Raw genomic sequence first — 19,905 nt, forward strand, 5'->3', positions numbered from 1 at the left:
GCATGCCCACCATCGATATTCGCCATACGCACAGCCTCGATCCCGCGCAGGCACGCCAGGCCGTGCAGCACATCGCCGACACGCTCGCGCAGCGCTTCGGCGTCACCCAGAGCTGGCAAGGCGATTCGCTGATGTTCAAGCGCAGCGGCGTGGACGGCAGGGTGCACCTCGAGCCCGGCGCGGTACGCGTCACCGCCGAGCTGGGCTTCCTGCTGGGTGCGATGAAAGGCACGATCGAAGACGAAATCCGGCGCGTGCTCGCTGAACGCTTCCGCTGATTTCCGCTGCCGGGCGTGTAGCCCGACGGTTATAGTCGCAGCCCCGGAACCACACCCTCGCCCATGTCTGCAGCCATTGCCCTGATCACCGGAGTCGTGCTCGCCCTGATCGTCGCGGCGGGCTGGATCGGCTGGATCTGGAAGGTCGGGCTGGCCCGCTTCGACGCCGCCGAAGGGCTCGCGATCCTCTCGGGCATGCGCTGGCGCGAGCTGTCGAACCTGGTGGTTGATGCGCTGGGCGGCTCGGGCTTCGAACGCGAGACCACCGAACAGCAGGCCGCGCGCGGCTCGCAGGGCGAAGTGCACATCTATCGCGATGGCCGCCCGTGGATCCTGATCTGCCGTCAGGGCGTCAACCATGTCGTGACGCGCGCCGCCGCCGAGGAATTCGCGCGCTCCGTCCGCAACGTCAATGCAGCCGGCGGCGTGATCGTGACGCCGGGTCGCGTCGAGCCGGACGCACGCCTCGTCGCACCGAACATCGAACTGGTCGACGGCACGGAGCTGTGGAAGCTCGTCGGCCCGTTGCTTCCCGGCAGCGTGCATAGCGAAGTCGCTTCGCGTGCCCGTGCACGTGCGTTGCGCTCGACGGGCACCGCGCTCGCGATCTCCGTCGTCGTTGGTTTCGCGCTGGGTTTCGGCCTGAGCCGCGTGGTCGGTGACGACGAAGAGTCGTCGGGCTCTTCCGTGGCGACGACGACTGCTCGCACCACGCCGCACGCGGCGCTCAGCACCGTCCCGACGCCTGTTGCGCCGATGACCGAGGACGAGGAACGCGAAGCGATCGTCGACGAGATCCGCAAGCTACCCGGCGTGGACAAGACGCTGTGGTCGACGCGCTCGACGCTGCAGGTCTTCCTCAACGATCCGGCCGTGGCAACGGACGACGTGATCTGCGGCGTCATGAAGCGCCACGAGCTTCTGCGCTCGTCGCGACTGCAGATCCAGAGCCCGGCGGGCAGCGCCCGACCGGTGCGTTTCATGCAGTGCGCGGTCTACTGACTACGCCATCAGCCTTCGAAGCGCGAGAACACCAGGCACGCGTTGGTGCCGCCGAAGCCGAAGCTGTTCGACATCACGGTACGCAGCTGCGCCGACTGGGTTTCACGCAGGATCGGATAGCCCGCCGCGCGCTCGTCGAGGTTCGAGATGTTGTACGACGCGGCCATGAAGCCGTCGCGCATCATCAGCAGCGAATAGATCGCCTCGTGCACGCTCGCCGCACCGAGCGAGTGACCGCTCAATGCCTTGGTCGACGACAGCGGCGGAATCCCGTCACCGAACACTTCGCGCACGGCCTGCAACTCGGTGATGTCACCGACCGGCGTCGAGGTGCCGTGCGTATTGAGGTAATCGATCGGGCGATCGACGCCCGTCAGCGCCATGCGCATGCAGCGCACCGCGCCCTCGCCGGACGGCGCGACCATGTCCACGCCGTCCGACGTCACGCCATAACCGATCAGCTCGGCGACGATCGGAGCGCCGCGCGCCTGCGCATGCTCCAGCGACTCGAGCACGAACATGCCGCCGCCGCCCGCAATGACGAAGCCATCGCGATCGGCGTCGTACGGACGCGACGCGCGTTCGGGCGTGTCGTTGAACGAGGTCGACAGCGCACCCATCGCGTCGAACTGCGAGGTCATGCCCCAATGCAATTCTTCGCCACCGCCCGCGAGCATGATGTCCTGCATGCCGTGGCGGATCATGTCGGCCGCGACGCCGATGCAATGCGCGGACGTGGCGCAGGCGGCGGAAATCGAATAGCTGACGCCCTGGATGCCGAAGCCCGTTGCGAGCGCGGCCGACACGGTCGAGCACATCGTGCGCGGCACCATGTACGGGCCGATGCGACGCACGCCCTTGGTTTTGAGAAGGTCGCCGGTTTCGATCTGCCACTGCGCGGAACCGCCACCGGAGCCCGCGATCGCACCCGCACGCGGCGTGCGCAGCGCATCGGGGCCGAGACCCGCGTGCGCGAGCGCGTCCATCGACGCGACGTACGCATGGCCCGCGGCGTCGCCCATGAAGCGGCGCAGCTTGCGGTCGATGATCGCGTCGAGGTCGATGGCGGGGTCGCCTGCGACGCGGGCGCGCATGCCAAGCGTTTCGTATTCGGGGATGTAGCGGATGCCGGCGCGTCCTTCGCGCAGCGACTCGGACACCGTGTCGAGCTCGCGCCCGAGGCACGACGTCAGGCCCATGCCGGTAACGACGACGCGATGCATCAGAAGCCCTCCGTCGATCCGAACAGGCCGACGCGCAGATCCTTCGCGACGTAGATCTCGCGGCCGTCGACATACGTGCGGCCGTCGGCGATCACCAGCGCGAGCTTGCCGCGCATCACGCGTCGGATGTCGATCTCGTACGACACGACCTTCGCATCCGGCAGCACCTGACCGCTGAACTTGACCTCGCCAACGCCGAGTGCGCGGCCACGGCCGGGTTCGCCGAGCCACGGCAGGTAGAAGCCCGCGAGCTGCCACATGGCGTCGACGCCGAGGCAGCCCGGCATGACCGGGTCGCCGAGGAAGTGGCAGCCGAAGAACCAGAGGTCGGGATTGATGTCGAGCTCGGCGCGGATCACGCCCTTGCCGTTGCGACCGCCGGTCTCCGAAATTTCGGTGATGCGGTCGAACATGAGCATCGGTGGCGCGGGCAGCTTGGCGTTGCCGGGGCCGAACATTTCGCCGCGCGCACAGGCCAGCAGCTGGTCGCGGTCGAAGGAAGAAGGACGGGTCATCGGTATGGCGCGGGGGAAAGCGGGCGAGTCTAGCGGCTGCCGCGTGATCTTCTCAGTGCGCAGCCGTAGGGTGGAGGTGGAACGCGATCCGCGCAGCCTGCACGCGACGGCCGCGCGGCGACGTGAAACCGGCGCGAAGGCTTGGCGAGTCCGCGGGCGGCCCTTATACTGCGCGGCCCCGGGCGGTTAGCTCAGCGGTAGAGCATTGCCTTCACACGGCAAGGGTCGCAGGTTCGAACCCTGCACCGCCCACCAGATCGATCACGAAGCCGCCTCCGGGCGGCTTCGTCGTTTGCAGCATTTGCGAGTAAGCGGAAGCCACCGCGCCGCGTTCGGCCGTGAAATGTGACCCTGCGCCCACTGCCTGTTAAAGTTCCGTCTCGGCGCGGGGGCGCTGTTAGGGGACGAACATGAACTTATTGGCCGCGAAGGGCCATCGGGCGATTTTAGTAACGGTCGCCATCGCTTGCCTTGCTAGCTGCAGTTTGAAGCCGTCGTCCGAACTGGCGGCCAAGGCACGCGCGCACGGATCCCTCGCCCCTACAGCTTTCGAACCTAGCGTCGGACAGGTTGCCGATACGCCGAGCGACGTTCGATTCGTCGCACGCACGCCTAGCTATGTGGCCGAAATCGTCTCGGACGGTTTTCTCATCAAGGCCAGGGGCGGGTCGCCGGCGCCAGTCAGCTTGCGTCTGGCAGGCGCGCGTTTGCCGACAAAAATCGTCGGCGACGAACCGTCCGTCTCGGCCTCAAACTATTATCTGGGCGGGCCGAGGCAGCTTCACGCAGCCAACGTGCCCCGCTTCGACCAACTGCGGCAACCTGACGCCTACACCGGCATCGACTTGGTCTACCGATTGGCGCAAGGCCAGCTCGAGTATGATTTTGAAGTCCGTCCGGGTGGAAATGCGTCCCAAATCCTGATGCGGTTCCCTGAAGCACGCCGCGTCTGGATCGATGCGGAGGGTCGCCTTGGCCTCGGGACACCAGCGCGCGTGCTCACACATGCCAAACCGTTTGCCTTCCAGGTGGTTGACGGCGTGCGCATCCCGGTATCGGTAGGTTTCAGGCTCGTCGGACACCTCGTCGGCTTCGAGGTAGGCGCGTTCGATGCGTCACGGCCTCTTGTCATCGACCCGGTCGTCCTGTCGAGCACCTACTTTGACGGTAGCGACGACGACTATACGGAGGCAATGGCCACAGATTCCGCGGGCAGTATATACATCGCGGGCTGCACGCGGTCGACCGACTTTCCGACCGTGTCGCCGATACAGTCGACCAGCGGCGGCGCGTGCGACGTGACGGTAACAAAGTTCGATCCGACAGGCACGCGGCTCATCTACAGCACGTACCTCGGCGGTACCGGGATCGACCACGCGTATGACATTGCCGTCGACCGCGCCGGCAATGCATACGTCGTGGGCGATACCAATTCTCCAAATTTCCCGTTGAAGAACGCTTATCAGAACACGATCAACATCGTTAACGGCGCCAATAATTACGATGCCTTCTTTGCCAAGCTCGATCCCTCTGGCGCATTGGTGTACAGCAGTTTTCTCGGTGGATCGTCAGCCGACGGTGCAAGCGCAGTTGCTATCGATGCAAGTGGTAGCGTAGTAGTCGCCGGTAGCACGTACTCCAGCAACTTCCCCGTCACTTCAGGCGCTAGTCGAACCCAAGTGTTCGGGAAGGACGCTTTCGTGACGCGCTTCCAAGCTGATGGCCGGACCATCGCTTCGAGCACGCTATTCGGTGGAAGTGGTGATGACACGCTATTCGCGTTGACCTTAGATAACCAAGGTGCGGCATACATTGCCGGGCACACGGTGTCGGCGGACCTGCCAGCACAAGGCGGATATCAAACGACCCCTTCGGCTTGCGTTCCGTATACGGGTGGGATCTGCCCCGACGCGTTCGTCGCCAAGCTAAACGCAAGTGGGACGGCGACAGTTTTTGCGAGCTACCTCGGTGGGGGATCGTCCGACGAAGCCCGCACCATCGCCCTCGGACCCGACGGGACGATCTACGTGGCGGGAAACACATCCTCCGCCGGGTCGTTCCCCACGAACATCGGCAGTTTCCCAATAGTCAATGCGCTGCAGGCAAAGTTCGGCGGCGAATCCGACGCGTTCATCTCGCGCTTTTCGGCCGATGGCAAGCAACTCATCTTTAGCACTTACCTCGGCGGGACACGCATCGAGCAAGTGCATGGACTGGTCGTCGACGGCTCAGGCAACGCTATTGTCAGCGGGAACACCGAGTCACCATCGACAAGTTTTCCGCTGATCGGGCCGATTCAGGCGGCCTTGGGCGGGGGCGGGGACGCGTTCGTAAGCAAGATCTCGTCAAACGGACGCGCCTTGCTCTGGAGCACGTTTTTCGGTGGAAGCGTTTACGACTACGGGCAGGACGTTGCGCTCGCCCCCGACGGAACTCTGTTGCTCGCAGGAGATACGGGATCCGTCGACCTCATGACGACGCGGGCTTATCAGAAGACGCCGCGCGGCGCTTTCAGCAACTTCCTGACCCGCATCGCCCCAAGCGCACGACGCGCGGCCGACAGGAACGGCGACCGGAAGTCGGACATTGTGTGGCATAGCACGACGGCCGGCCAAGTCGACATCTGGCACATGAGCGGATCGTCGCTGAAGAGCGTTGGTTCGTGGGCCGTCAATCCGAAGTACCGCGTCGCCGGAACCGCAGATTTCAACGGGGACGGGCGTTTGGACATTCTCTGGCGCGACGACAACAACACGGAATTATGGGCGTGGCTCAGTAACGCAGGTACGCAAAGCGGTTACGACGTGAAGTGGATACGCGAGTACCCTCCTGCGGGCTGGACGATCGCAGGTTGCGCCGACTTCAACGGTGACGGGCGCGCTGACATCCTGTGGCGCAACAAGCAGCTCGAGCAGGTCGACTGGTGGACAATGCAGGGAACCCAGATCAGTCGAGTATCGCTCGAAGTACGTGTCTTCGATCTATTCGGTCGCGGGCTTGGGCGACTTCAACGGCGACGGGCGCGCCGACATCCTTTGGAAGGACGACGGACGATCGCAGCTTTGGGAGTGGACCAGCACGGGAGCCGACTTTGCGGTCGAGTGGGTCGATTCTTATCCCGCGTCCGATTGGGAAGTCGTCGGGATTGCAGACGCCGACAACGACGGACGTTCGGACATAATCTGGCAAAGCGCAACGGCCGAGCGCGTCGATTGGTGGACGATGGCGGGGCGGACCCGGACCGCTGTCGGGTCTAAATCTGTCGCCGCACGCTATGAAGTTGTAGAGACCGGGGATTTCGATGGCGATTCGTTCGCGGACGTCGTGTGGCGCAGCACCGACCGTAGTGAACTGTGGCTTTGGCGCGGCCTAGGGGGCTCGGACTTCGCCGCCGAGGCCATCGGGGCTTATCCGCCCTCACACTGGGATGTGGTTTCCGGTCGCAACTTCTAATGCGCGCTTCGACTCTGCTCGCTGTCGCCATCTGTTGTAGCGCGTGCCAGCCTCAGGAGCCCGCTACCCCCGCTTCCGTGCCCACGACTGCTGGCTCGATCCGTAGTGCCTCTACGGCAGCACTTGACCAGAACGCGGCGCCAGTCCACTCCGCAATGGACTGGTCGGTTGCGCTTCCGCTACTTCAGCCTTGCACAGCCGCGCGCACTGGGGCGGCGTACGACGCGTGCGCCCGCGCGAACCGGCAAACTGCGGCGGTAGCCAGGCAATCGGGTGTAGGCCAATAGACGTCTCCAGGGCGCCGACGGCCGGTTGTGCACATATTTCACGGCTTAGCAAAGCCTTCACCTTCTGACGTGACGTTAACCGGATCGCGTCTAGCCTCCCGCGGATTGGATTCACGGGACCTGTCATGGCCGACGCGCAGCAGCTGCAGCCCTCCGTACTCATCGTCGATGACGATGCCACGTTCGCTTCCGCTGCCGCCGATTTCGCGCGTGCGCACGGCTTCCAGACCTCCATCGCGCATTCGCTCGAGGAATCGCGCCGTGCCATGGGCCGCGGCATGAGCGACCTCACCATGCTCGACGTGACCCTGCCGGACGGTACCGCGTTCGACCTGCTTGCCGAGCTCGACGCGCGCGAGCACAGCCGCATCGCGCTGATGACCGGTGAAACGTCGCTCGAGACCGCCCGCCGCGCGGTGGGATTGCCGGTCCTCGACTACCTGATCAAGCCGCTGTGCCCGCAGCAGTTCGAGTCACTGCTGAGCCAGGCGTCGGCGCGTGCGCTCGCGCAGATTGCCGGCGCGCGGCCCGACGGCATCATCGGCGAGTGCGAGGCGATCCGTCAGCTCGCAGCCGACCTCGAGCGCGTGGCGCAGACGCGCGTGTCGGTGCTGATCACCGGCGAGAGCGGCACCGGCAAGGAGCTCGTCGCGCGCGCCGTGCACGAGCGCAGCCATCGACGCGGCGCGTTCGTCGCGGTCAATTGCGGCGCGATCGCACCCGATCTTCTCGCGAGCCATCTGTTCGGCCACGAGCGCGGCAGCTTCACCGGTGCGCAGCAGCGCCACGTCGGTTACTTCGAGCAGGCGAATCGCGGCACGTTGTTCCTCGACGAAATCACCGAGATGCCGCCCGCGTTGCAGGTCTACCTACTGCGCGTACTGGAAACCGGCGAGATCACGCGCGTCGGTGGCAGCGAAACGATTCCGGTCGACGTGCGCATCGTCGCGGCGACGAATCGCGACCCGATCCAGAGCATCGAGCAGGGCGTGCTGCGCGAGGATCTCTATTACCGCCTTGCCGACTTCGTGATGGCGCTTCCGCCGTTGCGTGCACGTGGCGACGACGTGGTGTTGCTTGCCAACGTGTTCGTCGAACGACTCAACGCGGAGCACGGTCAGGTCAAGCAACTCGCACACGACGCCGAGCGCATGCTGATGCGCCATGGTTGGCCGGGCAATATCCGCGAGCTCCGCAGCGTCGTGCAGCGCGCGTACCTGCTGAGCGATGGCCCGCTGGTGCGCATTCCGACGCTCGGCCGTCGTGCAATTCCATTGCATCAGGACGACAGCAGCATCGTCTTCCACGTCGGCATGAGCTACGCCGATGTCGAGCGCGAAATGCTGACGAAGACGCTAGCGAAGGTCGATGGCGACAAGACCGAAGCGGCGCGCATCCTCGGCGTCAGCGTGCGCACCATCCACAACCAGCTTGCGCGACTCGCCGTGTCGGGCGAGACCGCCATGCCGCATGTCTGAGCCGTTTCCGCCGTATCCACCGCCAGCGCCCCATCCCGCCGTGCGCTGGCGACACGACATCTCGAACGAAGTGAATGCACTGACGATGGCGACCGCCGCGGCGCGTCGCATGATCGAGATCGGCGACTTGCACGCGGCGATGCTCAACATGGCGCGCGCCGAAGAATCCGGGCAGCGCTGCATCGAGTTGCTGCAACAGATGCCGCTTCCGGGTTGAGCCGACGCAAAGAAAAAGGCCCGCGAAAGCGGGCCTTTTCCGTCACGCATCAGCTTCAGTGCGGGGAAGAACGCGATGCACCGCCGTCCTTCTTCTGCGTGGACGACGTCGACGCGGTCGAGCCGGACGAACCCGCTGCTCCCGATCCGCCTGCCGCGCTCGAACCACCGGCCTGACGTGTCGCCTCGTCGCCTTCCGAGGAAGACGACTGCGAGCCACTTGCCGACGAACCGGACTGACCACTTGCGGACTTCGACTGGTCGCTGCTGGATTGCGACGACTGCGATCCCGACAGCGACGACGAACCCGAGCTACCGGTCAGCGACGACTGCGAGCTGCTCTGCCCGCCCTGGATCGCCGCGGACTGGCCGGACGATTGGGCGGACGACTGCGAACGGCCCTGCGACTGGGACTGCGACTGCGAGCCCGACGTCACGCGGATGCGGTTGTCGATGTCACGCACGCCGGCGCACGACTCGGCGATGTCCTCGATGCGGTGCTTCATCCAGCGCTGGTCGACGTTGCCTTCCAGTACCACCTTGCCGCCTTCCGAACGCACTTCAACGTCCGACACATCGATGTCGTGCGCGCTCGACAGGCGCTCGTTGAGGTCATCGATGATGCGTTCGTCCGAACGCACGTAGTTCTTCGGGCCGCGGCCGCGCTGCGACTGCTGTTGTCCGCCCTGCGACTGCTGGCCGTAGCCGTACATGCCGCCCTGGCTGCCCTGCGCGAACTGCGACGAGCCGGAGCCCTGGTTGTACTGCGACTGGCTGTCGCCCGAGAACGTGGACTGCGAACGGTTCGAGTAACCGCCGTCGCCGTAACCGCGGCTGCCGGAGAACTGTGACTGGCCCGTGCCGTACTGCGACGAACCGAAGCCGTTGCCCTGCTGGCCGTAGCCCTGCGAACCCTGCCCGTACTGCTGCGACGAGCCATAGCCCTGCTGCGAACCCTGCGAGCCGTGCTGCGACTGCTGCGAGCCGCCGTAACCGCTATGCCCGTACTGCTGCGACGAGCCTTGTCCGTACTGCTGCGATCCGCTCGAACCGCCCTGGCCGTACTGCTGCGACGAACCCTGGCCCGACATCTGCGTCGAACCGTAGTCGCCCTGCCCGCGCCAGCTGTTGAAGCTGGACTCGTGCTGCATGTACGGGCTGCTGTAACCGCCGTGCACGCCCGTCTGCGATGCGCCGTAGCCGCCCACGAGGTAGTCGCGGTCGCGATTTGCATCGCCACCGCCGAAGCCGCCGCCCTGCTGGCCGTAGCTGCTGTTCTGCCCGCCGTACTGCTGCGCGTAGCTGCCCTGCGAACCGTATTCGGAACCGGAGCCCGAACCGTAGCCCTGTCCGTATGAGCGGCCGCCGGAGCCCTGGCTTTCGCCGCCGTACGCGCCGTAGCCCGGCGTGCGGCCGTGCTGCTCACCGAAGCCCTGCGACTGCCGCTGCTGCGACGAACCCTGCGAGCCGTACTGCGACGAGCCGTAGCCCTGCGAGCCCTGCGAACCCTGTCCGTACTGCGACTGCTGCGAGCCGCCGTAACCGCCCTGCCCGTACTGCTGCGACGAGCCGTAACCCTGTCCCATCGAACCATGCTGCTGGCCGTACTGCTGGCCCTGTCCGAACTGCCGCGAGCCCTGGCCCTGCGAACTCTGCTGGCCGTAGTCGGATGTGCCGTAGTTGCTCTGCCCGTACTGGTTGCCGCGGCCGAACATCTCACCCTGATTCATCTGGTTCGAGTACGCCGGTTCCCACTGCCCGCTCTCGCGGCCCGCGCCCTGGCGCGACGCCTGCGAGTTCTCGGACTGGTAGCCCTGCTGGCTGCCCTGGCGGCCGCTGGACTGTTGACCGTGTTCGTTGTTCTGCATGTCCTGTTTCCTCTCGTTGATCCAGTTTCGACTTGCGCTAAACGCCTCCGCACCGAGTCGCATCACATCGTTCGCGACTTCGCGTATCTGGCGCCCCAACTGTTGATCACGCACTGAGCTGTCCTCCGTGTTCGGATCTCGATCGCGTGGAATTCGCCGCCTGACAGCGACGCACCCAAGAGCGCAAGGTCCATGCCAATTGCAGAGCCTGTAGACGCGTCTTTTTTCACGCGATGTTTCTGCGCATGTTTCGACCGAGGGAATATTTTTCCGCACTCGCTCGCACTGCGCGTTTTGAATCATGCGCGTGCGCTTGCATGCGACGTGCGACGAAAAACATCGCGATCACGCGCGTTTGACGCGGCGCTGTCATACGGTTTGCGAGAGTTCAACGGGGCCGCGAGGCCCTCCCCCTCACGAGCGAGAAACGACCATGAAGAAGACTCTGGCCATCGCCGCCGTCATGCTGATGCTGACGGCTTGCCACAAGGACGCTGACGACCAGTCCGCCAACACCACGGCCGCAGGTGCGGATACGACGGCGACCGCGCCGGCGACCGACACCACCGGCGGCACCATGAGCGGCACCGACACCACGGGCACCGCGACCGGCACGACGGGTACGTCGTCCGATATGTCCGGTACGGGCACCGGCACTGGAACCGGCACCGGCATGACCGGCACGGGCACCGACACCACGGGCGCTGGTACGGGCACCGGCACGGGTACGGGTAGCGGCACGACGGGTACGACCGGCACGGGTACCGGCACCGGCACGACCGGCACGGACGCGAACCAGCAGAACAACGGCAGCTCGTCGACCACGCCGCCAACCCCGTAACAGCTACGCAGCAGTCGACCTCGACGGCGGCCCTCGGCCGCCGTTTTTTATTGCGCGTCGTTATTGCGATGTTTGCTTGGAGACGACGATGCAACCGCGCCCGTGACGGGGCGCGATCGCATCGCCTCCGATCACACCGGCAAAGGCTTCGCCCGCGCGATCACATCCCGCGCTTCGTCGGGAAGCTCACGCTTCGCAGCATCGGCCAGCGTGTAGCGCGCCGGACTCTTCGCACGCGACAACTCCGCCCACGTCACCGGCACCGCAACGGGTGCGCCGTCGCGTGCACGCAGCGACCAGGCCGCGACACTGGTGGCACCGCGCCCGTTGCGCAACCAGTCGATGAAGATGCGGCCCTTGCGCTTCGCCTTGCTCATCGTCGCGACATATCGATCGGGCGACTGGCGCTCCATCGCATCGGCGAACGCTTCGCAGAAGCGACGCGCGTCCTCCCAATCCGCCTGCGGCTGCAGCGGCACGACCACGTGCACGCCCTTGCCGCCCGACAACTTCGGATACGACTCGAGCCCGGCGTCGAGAAGGCGATCGCGCACTTCCTTCGCAGCCGCGCGTATCTGCGGCCATTCGATCGACGGATCGGGATCGAGGTCGAACACGATTCGATCCGGCTGTTCGATCGAATCGATGCGCGAACCCCAGGGATGCAGCTCGATCGCATTCATCTGCACCAGCGACATCAGGCCTTCGACGCTGTCGACGTAGAAGTAGTCGGCCTTGTCGCCATCGTTTTCGGTGATCGTGAAGGACTTCACCGCGTCGCTGAAACCATGCTTCACGTGCTTCTGGAAAAAGTGCTGGCCCTGGATGCCATCCGGGCAGCGCACGATCGACAGCAGCCGACCGCCGATGTCCTCGAGCAGCTGCGGCGCCGCGGCGAGGTAGTAGTCCCACACGTCCTGCTTGGTATAGCCCTGCGCCGGATACACCTCGCGATCGGGACTGCTGAGGTTCGGCAGGTTCGATGTGTCGAGATCGATCTTCGCCGTCGCGCGCTTCGCCGTCTTCCGCGCTGCGGTTTTCTTCGCGACCGCCTTCCTGGCCGCGGGCGTCGCAGCAACCTTCTTCGCCGCGGCCTTCTTCGCCGTAGCGGCCGACTTCGACGTCGCGCGTTTGGTCGTTGGCATGGTCTCGGGCTGCTCCAATGCTTCCGGCGTCGCCGGCTTGTCGTCGCGCAGGCGATGGAACGATGCCTGCCGCACCAGTCCTTCCTTGCCCCAGCCGCGGAAGAAGACTTCGACCACCGTCTTCGGTTTCACCCAATGGATGCGGCCTTTCGGCAGAGGCACGTGTTTGGGAATCTCGACCACCGGCTCCGCGATCTCGAGCGTCTTGAGTCGCTTGATCAGATCAAGCAGGAAATCGTTGTTCATGCCCGAACCGACGCGGCCGGCGTACACCAGCGTGCGGTCGCGATACTGGCCGAGCATCAGCGCACCGAGGCCCTGCCGCGAGCCCTTGGGCGGCGTGTAACCCACGACGACGAAGTCCTTGGTCTCCGACGTCTTGACCTTCAGCCACTCGGCCGATCGCGCGTCGACATACGTCGAATTGATGCGCTTGCTGATGATGCCTTCCATGCCCCGTTCGCGCGCCGCATCGAACACTTCAGGGCCGCGGCCGACGATGTGCGAGCTGTAGAACAGCCGCGGGTCGGCGCCCTTGAGCAGCTCTTCGAGCAGCGCCTTGCGTTCGATCAACGGTGCATCGCGCAAATCCTGCCCGTCGACCGCGAGAAGGTCGAAGATCACGTAACGCATGTTGCTCGCGTCTTTTTCGGACAGCGCCTTCTGCAGCGCGTTGAAGTCGCTGTAACCGTTCTTGTCCACCGCGATCAGTTCACCGTCGAACACCGCCGTCGTGCCGAACTCGCGCAGCAGTTTAAGAAGCTCGGGCGCGCGTTCGTTCCACGGAATCCCGTTGCGCGACCACAGCATCGGCGAGCGTCCGCTCTGCCCGATCAGCCGGTAGCCGTCCCACTTCCATTCGTGCAACCACTCGTCGCCGGCGGGTGCGTTTTCCGACGACACCGTCAGCATGGGCTGGACGAATTCGCCGAGCGGGAACTTGTTGCCGTCCGCGAGCTTCTTCGCGACGCGCTTGACGCCGGCGAGATCGCGCGTTGCGCTCGCCCGCTTGGCAGGTGCTGCGACACTGCGAGCGGCCGCCTTCTTCGCTACGGCGCGCTTCGCCGTGGCACCGCGTGTCGACGCCGACTTCTTCGTAGGCATGGCGCGCTCCGTGTCGAAGCCCTTGCGGGCGCGGATTTCGAGGCCTTCGCGTGTCGACGCGCCGGGTGCATCGGGCGGCGGCGGCGGAAGCTCGCCGATGAGGTCGTCCGCCTCGAGGTCGGCGGCGTATTCGTCGGTGCGCTTGAGCAGCATCCACTGCGCGCGCTTGCCCTTCTGGTGCGTGCGGATCAGCGTCCAGCGGCCTTTGAGCCGCGTGCCATCCATCGCGAAATCGATGCGCCCCTTGCGCAGCGCCTCATGCAGGTCGCCATCCGGGATCCACGTGCCATGGTCGAAGATGGCCATGTGGCCGGCGCCGTACTCGCCTTCGGGAATCAGGCCCTGGAAGTGCGAATAGGTCAGCGGATGGTCTTCGGTCTCGACGGCGAGGCGCTTCTCGCCGGGACGGAACGACGGCCCGCGCGGCACCGCCCAGCTGCGCAGGACGCCGTCGATCTCCAATCGGAAGTCGTAGTGCCGCGCACGTGCGTGGTGCAGCTGCACGACGAACGACAGCGGCCCGCCGCGACGCCGCGGCGCCTCGCCCTTGGGCTCCGGCGTGCGGGAGAACTCGCGCTTGCGGTTGTATTCCTGCAGGCCCATGCGTCAGGCCCGCTTCTTCGTCGCCCGCTTCTTGGGCTTTGCGGGTGTCTTGGTCGCAGCGCGCGAGGTCTTCTTGGTGGCCTTGGTCGCCGAGCCGCCCTTCTTGTCCAGGCTCTTCTTCAGCAGCGACATGAAGTCGACGACGTTGGTCGCGGTTTCCGCATCGTCGTCGTCCTTGTCGTCCTCGATCTCGGTCGTGTGCTTCTGCTTGATGCGTTCCTTGATGACCTGCGACAGCTTCTCGCGGAACTCGTCTTTGTAGTCGGCCGGCGCGAACTCGTCGGTCATCGACTCCATCAGCATCTCGGCCATTTCCATCTCGCGCGGCGTGACGTGCCAGGCGCGCGCACTGCCGGACGGCAGCTCGTACTCCGACACGTCGACCAGCTCCTGCGGGAAGCGCATCAACATCAGCATCAACGCATCACCCTGCGGTACCAGCATGCAGAGGTATTCGCGGGTGCGGATGACGACGCGGCCGATACCGACGCGGCCGTTCTTCTTCAGCACTTCGCGCAGCAGCACGTAGCCCTTCTCCGCCTTCTTGCCGGGCACGAGGATGTAGGGCTTCTCGATGTAGGACATGGAGATTGACTTGGCATCGACGAACGACTCGATCGCGATCGTTTCGTGGTTCTCAGTCGCCGCGCGCTCGATATCCTCGGGCTTGAGGATGACGTAATTGTCCTTGGAGAACTCGTACGCCTTGACGATCTCCTTCCACGGCACTTCCTCGCCGGTTTCGGCGTTGACGCGCTCATAGCGGATCGGCGCGTTGTTGCGCGAATCGAGCATGCGGAAATGGATGTCGGTGCGGCGCTCGCCCGACATCAACTGGATCGGAATGTTGAGCAGGCCGAACGAAATCGAGCCGGTCCAGATGGGCCTCGCCATGGGACGTGTCTCCAGCGGTTTACGGAAACGTCGCGCAGCCGGCGTCCGCATCGGGTGAAGCGGCCGCGCGATAATGGCGTCGGCCGTTAATCGAAGGAAAACGCGAATGTCCGACCGACCCGTGCTGTTCCACAACAAGTCCAGTTGCTCGAAATGCGCGGGCGCGCTGGAACTGCTGCGTGCACGCGGCATCGAGCCGGACGTCGTCGACCTGACGCTACAGCCGCTGGACGCAGCGCAGCTTCGCGAGATTGTCCGCCTGACCGGCGGTGACGTTCGCGCGCTCATGCGCAGCAGCGAAGCGGCCTATGCGACGGCCGGGCTCGACGACACCAGCAGCGACGACGCGCTCATCGCAGCGATGGCCGCGCATCCCGAACTCATCGAACGGCCGATCCTCGTACGCGGCGACCGCGCAGTCATCGGCCGTCCGCCCGAACGCGTGCTCGAGCTGTTCGACGAACGCTGACGCTCAGATCAGCTTGCTGGTCCGCAGCGCGGCCACACGCGAGGGCGGCGCGAATGAGTCACTGCGCGCGTCCTCCCAGTACTGCTGGAAGACGGCATGCGGCGGCACGCCCTGCAGCAGCGCGCCGGGCTCGAGGAAGTTGTAGATCGCAGCGAGCGAACGCACTTCGGTCGGCGAGATGCGGCGCAGGATGTGCTCCGGCCCCAGCTCGCCGGGATGACGCAGACCGGCCGCGCAAATGAGGTCGCGCAGTGCTTTGAGCGTGTTGTCGTGGAAGTGCGCGACGCGCGTGGACTTGTCGGCGACGTCCAGCCCCTTCCAGCGTTTCGGGTCCTGCGTGGCAACGCCTGTTGGGCAGCGGTCTGTGTGGCAGCTCTGCGACTGGATGCAGCCGATCGCGAACATGTAGCCGCGCGCGGCATTGCACCAGTCGGCGCCCATCGCCATCGTCTTCGCGATGTCGAAGCCGCTGATGACGCGACCGGCTGCACCAATGCGGATGCGGTCGCGCAGGCCGAGGCCGACCAGCGTGTTGTGCACGAGGATCAAGGCCTCGTGCATCGGCACGCCGACGTGGTCGATGAACTCCGCCGGTGCCGCGCCGGTACCGCCTTCCGCACCGTCGACGACGATGAAATCCGGCACCAGCCCGGTCTCGTGCATGGCCTTGGCTATGCCGAACCACTCCCACGGGTGGCCGATTGCCAGCTTGAAGCCCGACGGCTTGCCGCCCGACAGCGTGCGCAGGCGGTCAACAAATTCCAGCAGGCCCTTCGGCGAGTCGAACGTGGAATGGCGCGCCGGCGACACGCAGTCGACGCCCACCGGCACGCCGCGCGTCACCGCGATCTCCGGCGTCACCTTCGCGCCCGGCAGCACGCCGCCGTGGCCGGGCTTGGCGCCCTGCGACAGCTTGACCTCGATCATGCGCACCTGCGGATCGGCCGCAGCCGCCGAGAATTTCTCCTCGCTGAAAGTCCCGTCGTCGTTGCGGCAGCCGAAATAACCGGACGCGACTTCCCACACGAGATCACCGCCGAACTCGCGGTGGTACGGCGAGATCGAGCCTTCGCCGGTGTCGTGATAGAAGCCGCCGAGCTTCGCGCCCTTGTTGAGCGCGCGGATGGCGTTGGCCGACAGCGAGCCGAAACTCATCGCCGAGATGTTGAACACGCTCGCCGAATAGGGCTGCGCACGCCCTTCGCCGATGGTGATGCGGAAGTCGTGCTCCATGTATTCCGACGGCTGCAGCGAATGGTTGATCCATTCGTACTGCGTGCCGTAGATGTCCTGCAGCGTGCCGAACGGGCGCGTGTCGAGCACCGATTTCGATCGCTGGTAGGCCAGCGCACGCTCCTGTCGCGAGAACGGCACCTCGGCGGTATCGGCCTCGATGAAGTACTGCCGCATCTCCGGGCCGATCGCTTCCAGCCCGTAGCGGAAGTGCGCCAGCAACGGATAGTTGTGCCGCAACGCGCTGCGCGTCTGCAGGATGTCGACCGTGCCGAGTACGGCCAGCGGCAGCAGGATCGCGACGGCAATAACGCCCTCGTGCACGACTACGAACCAACCGATGGCGAACAACGTCGCCGCCATGACGGCGATGTAGAGCGAGTAGCGCATGCGGCCTCCTGGTTGCGCGGAGCATACCGGGTGGCGGGTGGACGGCCGTGTTCGCCGGCTCCGGGCTATTCCAGCGACGAATACCAGCCGGCGTACGGCGTGTTTCGCGCAAGGCGGCGGTTGAAGTCGGGGCTGCCGTCGTCCCACCAGACGTCGCCACGCTCACCCAGCGCCACTTTCGCCGCGTGCACCTGTTGGCGCGCGAGCTTTTCGGCCGCGCCGTCACCGCTGGCGAGCGCACGCCGCACATCGCGACGCGCATCCATCAGCGCATGCGTGAGGCGTTCGCGTTCCTCATCCGTCAGGGCCGGATCGGGACGACGCCACAGCCGTCCCCTTACGACGATGTAGCGGCCGTCCGGCGTGACCGCAACGGGCGAAGCAGGCTGGACCATGGCGACAGCCTGCATGGCCGCGGGTCGTCGACGCGTTTACTGGATCAGGTCGACCTGCTTGGCCGCGGTGTACCAGAGCAGCCCGTAATGACCGTAGATGTACGTGTAGCTCGCGTTCTCGTTCCAGATCGACGACGAGTGCACGCCGTTGACCGTGCAGATGCCGCCATAGCACACGACCTCATCGGCATATGACTTGATCGAGTACATGCGCGAGCCGAAGCGCTTGCCGTACAGGCCGTTGAGCATCGGGCTGGACACCGACAGCCCGTAGTAGCCGCACGTCGCCGTCGCGACGTTGTACGGGTACGTGCCACACGACCACAGCCCGCGGAATGCGCCCGCGATACCGATGAATGCATCGACGCGCGACGCCAGGCCGTTGCGATAGATCTCGCGCGCGGCGAGCGTCGCGCCCATCGAATGGCCGATCACGTCGATCTTGCCGGTGCACGATGCGGCCGCAGCGTCGACCAGCGCATTGACCACCGGCGTCTCCTCGCTGCCGTCGTGATCGTTGCAGGCCGCGCAGGTCTTGCTGCCCCAGCTCGGGCGGAAGATCTGCGACGACGTGTAGCCTCGCGCGATCAGTTCGTTGTACGTCGCATTGAAGTCCGATGGCGAACCTGTGTTGCCGTGCACGAGCACGACGGAGTCGCGACACGCCGCCTGCGTGCCGCTGGCGAAGAGAAGCGCGAACGCAACGACGAGCATTCTTCCGGCAAGACGCATGTCCACTCCCGAGGAGCTGCCGGCACTGCGCCGGGTATCGACTCCAAGCGCGACCGTAGCGATGCACGGCGACGTCGCCTGCTGTACGAAAGGGAATGACGCGGCGCGTCATGACGGGCGGCCCGTCCGCGCGGCGTCCACTGCGAAGTCCGGTCGGGCCCGCAGCAGGCTCATCCGACGCAGGTCCGATCCGCGTCCGTCGCATGTCACCCACCGGACTTGATCCCGATCAAGTCCGGCCAGCGGCCGATGCCGAGAATTCGCGCCATGACTCGCGATTCCCTTCCCGGAAGGCCCCGCCATGGCTGATCCCGCTGCCCTGCCCGCGTCGGCTGCGACGCGCGCACCCCGCCCGCCGTCTGCGTCGGGCTACAACGACCGCGTCGTCGTCCAGTTTTCGCTGGCGACCGTGCTGTGGGGCATCGTCGGCATGGCCGTCGGTGCGTTCATCGCGGCGCAGCTGTACTGGCCCGACATCGGCCACGGCATTCCGTGGCTCAGCTACGGTCGCCTGCGTCCGCTGCATACGAACGCGGTGATCTTCGCGTTCGGCGGGTCAGCGTTGATGGCGACCAGCCTGCATGTGGTGCAGCGCACCTGCGGCGTACGGCTTATTTCCGACAGGCTCGCCGCGTTCGTGTTCTGGGGTTGGCAGCTCGTCATCGTGTCGGCCGCAATCACGCTGCCGATGGGACTCACGCAGGGCAAGGAATACGCCGAGCTGGAATGGCCGATCGACATCCTGATCGCCGTCGTGTGGATCGCGTACGGCGTGCTGTTCTTCGGCACGATCACCAAGCGCAAGACGCCGCACATCTACGTCGCGAACTGGTTCTACGGCAGCTTCATCATCGCCGTCGCGCTGCTGCACATCGTCAACAACATCGCGATCCCGGCCGGCGCGTTCAAGTCGTACAGCGTGTACAGCGGTACCGTCGATGCGATGGTGCAGTGGTGGTACGGCCACAACGCGGTCGGTTTCTTCCTGACCGCCGGCTTCCTCGGGATGATGTACTACTTCGTTCCGAAGCAGGCACAACGCCCGATCTATTCGTATCGACTTTCGATCGTGCACTTCTGGGCGCTGATCGCCGTCTACATGTGGGCCGGCCCGCACCATCTGCAGTACACCGCGCTGCCGGACTGGGCGCAGAGCCTCGGCATGGTGTTCTCGCTGATCCTGCTCGCGCCGTCATGGGGCGGCGCCATCAACGGCATCATGACGTTGTCGGGCGTGTGGCATAAGTTGCGCACCGACCCGATCCTCAAGTTCCTCATCGTCTCGCTCAGTTTCTACATGATGAGCACGTTCGAGGGGCCGATGATGTCGATCAAGACGGTCAACTCGCTCTCGCATTACACCGACTGGACGATCGGTCACGTGCATGCCGGCGCACTCGGCTGGGTGGCGATGATCAGCGTCGGTTCGATCTACGCGATGCTGCCCAAGCTGGTCGGCGCCGAGAAGATGTATTCGACGCGCGCGATCGACACGCACTTCTGGCTGCACACCGTCGGTGTCGTGTTCTACATCGTCGCGATGTGGATCGCCGGCCTGACGCAGGGCCTGATGTGGCGCGCGACCAACCCCGACGGAACGCTCACCTACAGCTTCGTCGAAGCACTCAACGCGACCTATCCCTACTACCTGATCCGCCTCGGCGGCGGCCTGCTGGTGCTCAGCGGCATGTTCCTGATGGCCTGGAACGTGCTGAAGACGCTCGCGGTCGGCCGTGAGGCTGCCGCCCTGCCACTGCTGCAGCCGGCGAGCGCCTGAGG

The 19,905-nt window shown here is 65.3% G+C and carries 16 protein-coding genes, 1 tRNA gene and 1 pseudogene; 10 read left to right on the forward strand and 8 right to left on the reverse strand.

From position 1 onward, the window contains the following. Positions 1-2: 2 nt before the first annotated feature. On the forward strand, positions 3-278 hold the full coding sequence (locus tag ACVWWW_RS10260; protein ID WP_027082122.1) for a polyhydroxyalkanoic acid system family protein: 276 nt from the start codon (positions 3-5) through the stop codon (positions 276-278). Positions 279-341: 63 nt separating this feature from the next. Next, positions 342-1,280, forward strand: a complete 939-nt coding sequence (locus ACVWWW_RS10265; protein WP_027082121.1) for a restriction endonuclease — start codon at positions 342-344, stop codon at positions 1,278-1,280. An 8-nt stretch (positions 1,281-1,288) separates the two neighbouring features. Here ACVWWW_RS10265 and ACVWWW_RS10270 read toward each other — a convergent pair whose 3' ends face one another. Both ACVWWW_RS10270 and fabA read right to left on the reverse strand, forming a co-directional pair. Continuing rightward, a complete protein-coding gene (locus ACVWWW_RS10270) occupies positions 1,289-2,503 on the reverse strand; it encodes a beta-ketoacyl synthase N-terminal-like domain-containing protein (RefSeq protein WP_027082120.1) in 1,215 nt (404 codons plus the stop codon). Next, on the reverse strand, positions 2,503-3,018 hold the full coding sequence (gene fabA / locus ACVWWW_RS10275) for a 3-hydroxyacyl-[acyl-carrier-protein] dehydratase FabA (protein WP_027082119.1): 516 nt from the start codon (positions 3,016-3,018) through the stop codon (positions 2,503-2,505). The genes ACVWWW_RS10270 and fabA overlap by 1 nt, the downstream gene beginning before the upstream one ends. A 180-nt stretch (positions 3,019-3,198) precedes the next feature. On the opposite strand from fabA, the gene ACVWWW_RS10280 reads away from it, so the two are divergent. The 5 genes and pseudogenes from ACVWWW_RS10280 (at position 3,199) to ACVWWW_RS10300 (ending at position 8,453) form a co-directional block, all read left to right on the forward strand. After that, positions 3,199-3,273 (forward strand) — tRNA-Val (locus ACVWWW_RS10280). Between the two features lie 155 nt (positions 3,274-3,428). Beyond that, positions 3,429-5,915 (forward strand): annotated as a pseudogene (locus ACVWWW_RS10285) (DUF7948 domain-containing protein); the annotation flags it as partial. 73 nt (positions 5,916-5,988) lie between these two features. Beyond that, positions 5,989-6,471 (forward strand): FG-GAP repeat domain-containing protein, encoded by a 483-nt coding sequence (locus ACVWWW_RS10290; protein WP_456998688.1) that lies wholly within the window; start codon positions 5,989-5,991, stop codon positions 6,469-6,471. A 412-nt stretch (positions 6,472-6,883) separates the two neighbouring features. Then, a complete protein-coding gene (locus ACVWWW_RS10295) occupies positions 6,884-8,236 on the forward strand; it encodes a sigma-54-dependent transcriptional regulator (RefSeq protein WP_027082117.1) in 1,353 nt (450 codons plus the stop codon). Continuing rightward, on the forward strand, positions 8,229-8,453 hold the full coding sequence (locus ACVWWW_RS10300; protein ID WP_155914153.1) for a hypothetical protein: 225 nt from the start codon (positions 8,229-8,231) through the stop codon (positions 8,451-8,453). Before ACVWWW_RS10295 ends, ACVWWW_RS10300 begins: the two co-directional genes overlap by 8 nt. Before the next feature lie 55 nt (positions 8,454-8,508). Here the strand turns inward: ACVWWW_RS10300 and ACVWWW_RS10305 are convergent, their stop codons facing one another. Next, a complete protein-coding gene (locus ACVWWW_RS10305) occupies positions 8,509-10,320 on the reverse strand; it encodes a BON domain-containing protein (protein WP_051234783.1) in 1,812 nt (603 codons plus the stop codon). Between the two features lie 433 nt (positions 10,321-10,753). Between ACVWWW_RS10305 and ACVWWW_RS10310 the strand changes: the two genes are divergently transcribed. Next, positions 10,754-11,161, forward strand: coding sequence for a hypothetical protein (locus ACVWWW_RS10310; protein WP_155914151.1), 408 nt, complete (start codon positions 10,754-10,756; stop codon positions 11,159-11,161). A 131-nt stretch (positions 11,162-11,292) separates the two neighbouring features. On the opposite strand, the gene ligD is transcribed toward ACVWWW_RS10310, so the two are convergent. Further along, positions 11,293-14,013, reverse strand: a complete 2,721-nt coding sequence (gene ligD, locus ACVWWW_RS10315) for a DNA ligase D (RefSeq protein WP_036141371.1) — start codon at positions 14,011-14,013, stop codon at positions 11,293-11,295. Positions 14,014-14,016: 3 nt separating this feature from the next. Next, the gene (gene ku, locus ACVWWW_RS10320) at positions 14,017-14,907 is read right to left on the reverse strand and encodes a non-homologous end joining protein Ku (RefSeq protein WP_027082116.1); all 891 of its coding nucleotides are present in this window, start codon (positions 14,905-14,907) and stop codon (positions 14,017-14,019) included. 106 nt (positions 14,908-15,013) lie between these two features. On the opposite strand from ku, the gene ACVWWW_RS10325 reads away from it, so the two are divergent. Further along, positions 15,014-15,376 (forward strand): arsenate reductase family protein, encoded by a 363-nt coding sequence (locus ACVWWW_RS10325; RefSeq protein ID WP_027082115.1) that lies wholly within the window; start codon positions 15,014-15,016, stop codon positions 15,374-15,376. 3 nt (positions 15,377-15,379) lie between these two features. Here the strand turns inward: ACVWWW_RS10325 and ACVWWW_RS10330 are convergent, their stop codons facing one another. The 3 genes from ACVWWW_RS10330 to ACVWWW_RS10340 form a co-directional block, all read right to left on the reverse strand. After that, positions 15,380-16,999 carry an FMN-binding glutamate synthase family protein gene (locus tag ACVWWW_RS10330; RefSeq protein WP_027082114.1) on the reverse strand — a complete coding sequence of 540 codons (1,620 nt, stop codon included), beginning with the start codon at positions 16,997-16,999 and terminating at the stop codon, positions 15,380-15,382. A gap of 65 nt (positions 17,000-17,064) precedes the next feature. After that, positions 17,065-17,394 carry a hypothetical protein gene (locus ACVWWW_RS10335; RefSeq protein ID WP_027082113.1) on the reverse strand — a complete coding sequence of 110 codons (330 nt, stop codon included), beginning with the start codon at positions 17,392-17,394 and terminating at the stop codon, positions 17,065-17,067. A 36-nt stretch (positions 17,395-17,430) separates the two neighbouring features. After that, on the reverse strand, positions 17,431-18,126 hold the full coding sequence (locus ACVWWW_RS10340) for an alpha/beta fold hydrolase (RefSeq protein ID WP_027082112.1): 696 nt from the start codon (positions 18,124-18,126) through the stop codon (positions 17,431-17,433). A gap of 301 nt (positions 18,127-18,427) precedes the next feature. On the opposite strand from ACVWWW_RS10340, the gene ccoN reads away from it, so the two are divergent. Then, a complete protein-coding gene (gene ccoN, locus ACVWWW_RS10345) occupies positions 18,428-19,903 on the forward strand; it encodes a cytochrome-c oxidase, cbb3-type subunit I (protein ID WP_081671953.1) in 1,476 nt (491 codons plus the stop codon). Positions 19,904-19,905 lie beyond the last annotated feature (2 nt).

The organism is Lysobacter sp. HA18 (assembly GCF_054057595.1).

Bases quoted from the DNA above. Each gene is read 5' to 3' on its own strand.
- ACVWWW_RS10260 (WP_027082122.1), top strand. From the start codon at position 3: ATGCCCACCATCGATATTCGCCATACGCACAGCCTCGATCCCGCGCAG.
- ACVWWW_RS10265 (WP_027082121.1), top strand. From the start codon at position 342: ATGTCTGCAGCCATTGCCCTGATCACCGGAGTCGTGCTCGCCCTGATC.
- ACVWWW_RS10270 (WP_027082120.1), bottom strand. From the start codon at position 2,503: ATGCATCGCGTCGTCGTTACCGGCATGGGCCTGACGTCGTGCCTCGGG.
- fabA (WP_027082119.1), bottom strand. From the start codon at position 3,018: ATGACCCGTCCTTCTTCCTTCGACCGCGACCAGCTGCTGGCCTGTGCG.
- ACVWWW_RS10295 (WP_027082117.1), top strand. From the start codon at position 6,884: ATGGCCGACGCGCAGCAGCTGCAGCCCTCCGTACTCATCGTCGATGAC.
- ACVWWW_RS10300 (WP_155914153.1), top strand. From the start codon at position 8,229: ATGTCTGAGCCGTTTCCGCCGTATCCACCGCCAGCGCCCCATCCCGCC.
- ACVWWW_RS10305 (WP_051234783.1), bottom strand. From the start codon at position 10,320: ATGCAGAACAACGAACACGGTCAACAGTCCAGCGGCCGCCAGGGCAGC.
- ACVWWW_RS10310 (WP_155914151.1), top strand. From the start codon at position 10,754: ATGAAGAAGACTCTGGCCATCGCCGCCGTCATGCTGATGCTGACGGCT.
- ligD (WP_036141371.1), bottom strand. From the start codon at position 14,013: ATGGGCCTGCAGGAATACAACCGCAAGCGCGAGTTCTCCCGCACGCCG.
- ku (WP_027082116.1), bottom strand. From the start codon at position 14,907: ATGGCGAGGCCCATCTGGACCGGCTCGATTTCGTTCGGCCTGCTCAAC.
- ACVWWW_RS10325 (WP_027082115.1), top strand. From the start codon at position 15,014: ATGTCCGACCGACCCGTGCTGTTCCACAACAAGTCCAGTTGCTCGAAA.
- ACVWWW_RS10330 (WP_027082114.1), bottom strand. From the start codon at position 16,999: ATGCGCTACTCGCTCTACATCGCCGTCATGGCGGCGACGTTGTTCGCC.
- ACVWWW_RS10335 (WP_027082113.1), bottom strand. From the start codon at position 17,394: ATGGTCCAGCCTGCTTCGCCCGTTGCGGTCACGCCGGACGGCCGCTAC.
- ACVWWW_RS10340 (WP_027082112.1), bottom strand. From the start codon at position 18,126: ATGCGTCTTGCCGGAAGAATGCTCGTCGTTGCGTTCGCGCTTCTCTTC.
- ccoN (WP_081671953.1), top strand. From the start codon at position 18,428: ATGGCTGATCCCGCTGCCCTGCCCGCGTCGGCTGCGACGCGCGCACCC.